This window comes from Vicinamibacteria bacterium (assembly GCA_035620555.1).
In the GTDB taxonomy this organism is placed as follows: Bacteria; Acidobacteriota; Vicinamibacteria; order Marinacidobacterales; family SMYC01; genus DASPGQ01.
In genome coordinates this window covers 1-5,333 of record DASPGQ010000283.1, presented here as the reverse complement: position 1 = coordinate 5,333, position 5,333 = coordinate 1, and the positions used below count along the sequence as shown (strand labels likewise).

At 63.7% G+C, this 5,333-nt stretch carries 6 protein-coding genes; 1 reads left to right on the top strand and 5 read right to left on the bottom strand.

The window, feature by feature from the left end; translation table 11 throughout:
- Positions 1–178: 178 nt before the first annotated feature.
- Genes VEK15_11590 through VEK15_11570 form a run of 5 tightly spaced genes read right to left on the bottom strand, consistent with a single transcriptional unit; the run spans position 179 to position 4,026 of the window.
- Positions 179–778, bottom strand: a complete 600-nt coding sequence (locus VEK15_11590; protein ID HXV61330.1) for an RraA family protein — start codon at positions 776–778, stop codon at positions 179–181.
- Positions 775–1,425, bottom strand: coding sequence for an RraA family protein (locus VEK15_11585; protein ID HXV61329.1), 651 nt, complete (start codon positions 1,423–1,425; stop codon positions 775–777). Before VEK15_11585 ends, VEK15_11590 begins: the two co-directional genes overlap by 4 nt.
- Entirely contained in the window at positions 1,401–2,054 is a 654-nt protein-coding gene (locus VEK15_11580; protein ID HXV61328.1) for an RraA family protein, read from the bottom strand. Before VEK15_11580 ends, VEK15_11585 begins: the two co-directional genes overlap by 25 nt.
- The gene (locus VEK15_11575) at positions 2,051–3,028 is read right to left on the bottom strand and encodes an extradiol ring-cleavage dioxygenase (protein HXV61327.1); all 978 of its coding nucleotides are present in this window, start codon (positions 3,026–3,028) and stop codon (positions 2,051–2,053) included. Before VEK15_11575 ends, VEK15_11580 begins: the two co-directional genes overlap by 4 nt.
- Complete coding sequence (locus VEK15_11570) at positions 3,025–4,026, bottom strand: amidohydrolase family protein (protein HXV61326.1); 1,002 nt, start codon at positions 4,024–4,026, stop codon at positions 3,025–3,027. Before VEK15_11570 ends, VEK15_11575 begins: the two co-directional genes overlap by 4 nt.
- Positions 4,027–4,093: 67 nt before the next feature.
- On the opposite strand from VEK15_11570, the gene VEK15_11565 reads away from it, so the two are divergent.
- The coding region (locus tag VEK15_11565; GenBank protein ID HXV61325.1) for a right-handed parallel beta-helix repeat-containing protein at positions 4,094–5,333 on the top strand (1,240 nt) is incomplete at its 3' end.

Sequence of the window (5,333 nt, the reverse complement as noted above, 5' to 3'; positions counted from 1 at the left end):
CGCGGAGGAGAAGGCAACCGTGTCCAGGACGGCGCTGACGACGTCGGCGTAGCGCGAGAGAACCCAAAAGCCTCCGGGCTCGCTGTAGTAGGCCGGATGCTCGTCGCGAAGCACTTTGTAAAGAGGGAACGGGTCGGCGTGGACTCGAGGCCCGTACGGATCGAAGACGAAGCTCACTTTACCGAAAGCCGTATATGTCGAGCGTCGTCTCGCCCCGGCGCAGGCGGTTCATGATTTCCGCCTCGTTCGACTCGCGCTCCCGCGCCTTCGCGAGCACCTCGTCGATGGCAACGCTGGGCACGATGACAACCCCATCGGCATCTCCCACCACGAGATCGCCCGGATGGATGGTGACCTCCCCAAGCGTGATGGGCTCTCCCAGTGCGCCGGACGATTCAGGATCCTTGCTCGTGCCACGAATGCATGCGCCTCGGGAGAACACGGGAAAACCGCATGACGCGATCTGCTCCACGTCGCGAACGCAGCCGTCGAGAACGAGACCGGCGATCTCCCGGGTCTGGGCGGCAACGGTCATGATCTCACCCCAGTATCCCGCTTCGTACCAACCGCCGACTTCCGCCACGATCACGTCGCCGGGCGCTGCGGTAGCGAGCGCGCGGTGGAGCCAGAGATTGTTCCGGGGCGCCGAGCGTGCGGTGAAGGCTGGACCGTGAACTCGCATCCCGGGGTCAATGGGCTTGATGACCGAGGGCAGGGCACCGATCTGTCCCGCCGCTTCGTGAAGCGTGGCGCTGCCGAACGCGCTCGTTTGGCTCACGACTCCCTGCTCTGAAGCTTGAAGTATTTGAACTTCTTTCGTGCCTCGTCGAGCCGCATGCCGCCCTGGACCGCTTCACGGATTCGGTCTTCAGCCGCCTCGATCGCCTTCGCCTGGGCGATGACGTCGCGGGCTCTCGTCCGGGGGACGGCCACGACCCCGTCGGCATCGCCGAGCAAAAAATCGCCCGGGCTCACCCGTGCCCCGCCGATGGCGATGGTGACGTTCAACCCATCGAGTTGCACCCGGTCCTTGCCGGTGCGCATCGACCAGCCGCGGCTGAAGATCGGATACCTCACCTCGAGGCTTCTCTTGACGTCGCGGCAGACTCCGTCGATCACGGTGCCGCCGACGCCCCGCTTGGATGCCACCAGGGTGAGGATGTCGCCCCAGACCGTCTGATCCTGCCGTCCACCGTTGTCGATCGCCACGATTTCCCCGGGCGGAACGTCGTCGATGTAGTCTCCGACCGTTCCCACGTCCGTCGCCACGGGAAGAGTCCGCATCGTGAAAGCGCGCCCGCACAGACGAAAGTCGAGGTCGAGCGGCTTGAGCCCTAGGCACTGCCCGAAGATGCCAAGCCGGTCGAGCGCGTCGCTCACCGTCGTCGTCGAGAGCGTTTTCAAGGTTTCGAGCTCGTCATCCATTCGTAGTCGTCCCCCAAAACTTGGCTAACCGGCGTTCCCGCCCGAACCGCTTCAGCCATTCGGTGCTCCCGCCGCGCAATCGCTTCCGCGGCTTCGAAGACATCGCGCTCCCGTGCCGCGCCCACGAAGACGACACCGCTCGAATCGGCAATCACGAGGTCGCCGGGATGGACTTCGATCTCTCCAATCGTGACCGTCAGGTTCCAGGAGTCCTCCACGATACGTCCCCGCGCCGTCTTCGGCACGGCGGCTCGTGCGAACACCGGGTATCCCAGCTCGCGGCTCTCGTCCACATCCCGCACGGCTCCATCGACGAGGGTGCCGGAGAGACCACGTGTCTTCGCAGCGGCGGAGAGGAGCCCGCCCCACCCGGCGCAATCGTCTCGGGTTCGGTGCTCGACGACGATCACGTCTCCGGGCTCGGCCGCCTCGATCGCGGCCGTGCACAAGTGGCGGTGAGCTCGGGGGCCGATCGCCTCGACGAGCTTGACGGTCACGACTCGGCCCGCGATCTTCGTTGGCCCGGTTAGAGGGCGGATGCCCGAAACTACTCCGGCGAGACCCAGCTTGTCGAGCGCGTCCGACACCGCACCCGTGTCGAGCGTGAGCCATCGTTCGATCGGTGTCATTTCCACAAACCGAAGGCGCACCCCGTCCCGGTGCCCGCTCTGGTTCGGTAGCAAGGCACGTACTCGATCCACTCGGGCGTCAGATGCGCCGCAGCGCCGTACATCGTGATCCAGTTCCTGATTTCCGATGTTCCCGAGTTGAGCTTTTCGCGAGGAAGCGCGGCGAGCGTCGCGGCATCGCCCTCGCCGAGCGCCCGGAGGACGCCCCGATCCAGCTCCTCGTCGATGACGAAGTGGCTGAGCCCTCCCGAGGCTACCACGCCAACCCGTGCGCCGTCGCGCCATCCGCTCACCGCGTCTCGGAGCACGCGGCCGAGCTGCAGGCACCGTTTTGGCGTGGGCTGATTGGGAGGGTAGTACGTGTTGAGGAACACGGGCACCACCGGGATCGGCCGGTATTCCATGAGCCGCGCGTGCACGAAGCCGAAGGCGTGACCTTCTCCCTGGTCTTTCGGCAGCTTCTTCGACTGGGCCACGTCGAAGTCTTGCTCCATCAAGGTCTCGATGAGGTGGAGCCCAAGCGCCGAGGCCACGGGAAAGGTCTCATCGCCGCCTCGTCCGTAGTAATGCGCCAGTGCCGCGCTCCACCACGCAGGCTCTCCCGATTTGGGGGCTCGGCATTTATTGTCGATCGTCTCACCCCAGTAGACCAGTACCGCGGGAAGGTTCTCATCCTGAAAGAGCTCCTTCTGATCGTCTCCGATGATGACGACGACATCGAGCTCGCTTTCGGCGAGCGCCGCGGCCAGCCGGTCGAGGTGCCTCTGGCAGGCGAGATAGGCGTCGCGCTGTCCATCGACCGAAATGTCGATTCGCGCGGCTGCCTGAAGCTCGTCGAACGTCCTCGGCTCGCCGTTCTGGTCGAGAAGCGTGGCCGAGCGGTCTCTCGTCTCGAACTTCGGCCAGTCCTCGGGTGGCGTGAAGAGCATCGGCGTGTGGGACGTGCCCATCCCGAGCACGATGTCGGCCATCATCCAATCCGGGTGTAGACCGTGCGGGCGTTCTTCTCGAAGATCCGCTCGCGATCGTCGTCGGTCAACCAGGAGATGCTTTCCACGACGGGCTTCAGGTCATCGAGCTCTCGACCCGTTCGCGGATCGGGAGCCGAGCCGCTTCCCGGCTTTTCCGTCCCGAAGAGCACGCGGTCGGAGCCCACGAGCCGGATGAGGAGCTCGATGGACTCCTGGTGATAGATGCAGGAGTCATAGTAGAGCCGCCTCATGCTCTCGTAAAAGGGCTCATCGATGGCACGATTCTGTTTGAACAGGGGATGGACGCTCTCGGCCGTCCAGCGACCCACCTGATACGGCACCGAGCCACCGCCGTGGCTGATGACGAGCTTGAGCCGAGGGAAATCGAGGAGCACGCGCGAGCGGAGCAGGGAAAGGACGGCGATGCTCTCCTCGGTGATGAAGTGGGAACTGTAGTCTTCGCGACCGTTGCGGCATGCCGTCGAGTGGACCAGCGCGGGAACTTCGTTCGCCTGAAGCCACTCGTAGAGCGGGTACCACCACTCGTCGCCGAGCGTCGGGGTTGCGTTCATGCCCTCGCTCGGGTCGGGGTTGAGGAGAACGCCAACGAACCCCTTTTCCTCGATGCATCGCCGCGCCTCGTCCAGCCAGTCTTTCGGAGTCGTTCGAGGTGCTTCGGGGAGCCCGGCCACGCCTCGAAATCGATCGGGATGCATCGTACAGATCCGTTCGATCGCATCGTTTACGAGACCCATCCACTGGAAAACCATCGAAGCGGGCTCCTCGGCGTGGAACGACTGGAACGGGCGTGGAGACAGGAGCTGCATGTCCGTCCCGACACGATCCATGATGCCGAGAAGCCGACGGTTTTGTTTCTCGTAGGCCTCGTCGGGGATGTCGGGGACCGCCCAGCCGTGGGCGCCACGGCTCGCCATCAGTCGATTCATGAACGCGTAGAGCTCGGGAGGGGCGAGAACGTGCGCGTGCGCGTCGATGATCATTCGCCGGAGGGTAGCATACTCGGAGGTGTGAGGTGCCCCACTGCCTAGGCTGTGGAAGTTCGTGCATATGAACGAGAAAAACACACTATTTACGCCACTTGCCAAGAGGGGGGTCAAGACGATATACAGACGTCTTGCCGGTCTAATTGTGTCGCGGGGAGGGAAGATCATGCGAAGCCGCAGCCAGCGAATTCAGTCCGATCGAATCATCGAGCGCCGACGTCGCGCGAGTCTGGGTTCCCGGCTAGCCGGACCCGTCCTCGCGGCACTGATCTGGCTTGTCGTCGCGCCGACCGCGGCGCTGGCGCAGACAACTTTCGTGGTCACAAGGACCGACGACCCGGCGCCGGATGGCTGCGCGATCGGAGACTGCTCCCTGCGCGAAGCCATCATCGCCGCGAACGCGGCGGCAGGCGCGGACATGATCACATTCGCCTCCCCGGGAAGTACGTACACCTTGACGATTATGGGTCAGGGAGAGAATGCTTCGGCAACCGGCGACCTCGACATAACGGATGCCCTCACGATCCAGGGTAACAGCGGAAGCATCATTCAAGCAGGTGTGTCGCCCGGTACGGGGATCGATCGCGTGTTTGACGTTGTTGCGGCAGTTTCCGTGACGTTCAGTGGGGTCACAATCCGACACGGCACGATTGCCGGTGACGGCGGCGGCGTCTTCTCGAATGTCGCGTCCAATATCACCATCTCGAATACTACCGTCGCCAACAACCAGGCGACATCGGGGGGCGGCATTTACAAGAGCACCGGCCAGTTAACGCTCTCGAGTGCGACCGTTTCCGGTAACAGTACGACTAGCGAGGGCGGCGGGATTCGGTGTATCAACTGTACTCTGAACCTGTTGGGGAGCCTCGTCTCCGGCAATATCGCGAATGACACTGGAGCCCCCACTGATGATGGCGGCGGCATCTCGGCCGAGCTAGCGTCCACGGTCACGATCCAAAACAGTGCCATCACGAGCAATCAGGCCGGAGATCAGGGTGGTGGCGTTTACATTATCAATACATCAACTGCGACCATTTCTGGAACCAACATCGCGGGGAACTCGGGCGGCACCGGCGGCAACACGGGTGACGGTATCGCCGCCGGAAACACCGCGAACGTTACGGTGAGCTTGAGCCGGTTCCACAACAACGGCACGGGGTTCGCCCGCCAGAACACGACGACCGTCGTGGCGATGAATAACTGGTGGGGCTGCGATGGATTCCCGGGCGCGGCCGGGTGCGACGGGGTCGTTAACCTGGACGCGACGCACTTCGATCCTAGAATCGACCTCCGCCTCATCGCCA

What these genes read in the sequence shown, in the direction of transcription:
- VEK15_11585 (HXV61329.1), bottom strand. Translation starts at nt 1,425, where the DNA reads ATGGATGACGAGCTCGAAACCTTGAAAACGCTCTCGACGACGACGGTG.
- VEK15_11580 (HXV61328.1), bottom strand. Translation starts at nt 2,054, where the DNA reads ATGACACCGATCGAACGATGGCTCACGCTCGACACGGGTGCGGTGTCG.
- VEK15_11575 (HXV61327.1), bottom strand. Translation starts at nt 3,028, where the DNA reads ATGATGGCCGACATCGTGCTCGGGATGGGCACGTCCCACACGCCGATG.
- VEK15_11570 (HXV61326.1), bottom strand. Translation starts at nt 4,026, where the DNA reads ATGATCATCGACGCGCACGCGCACGTTCTCGCCCCTCCCGAGCTCTAC.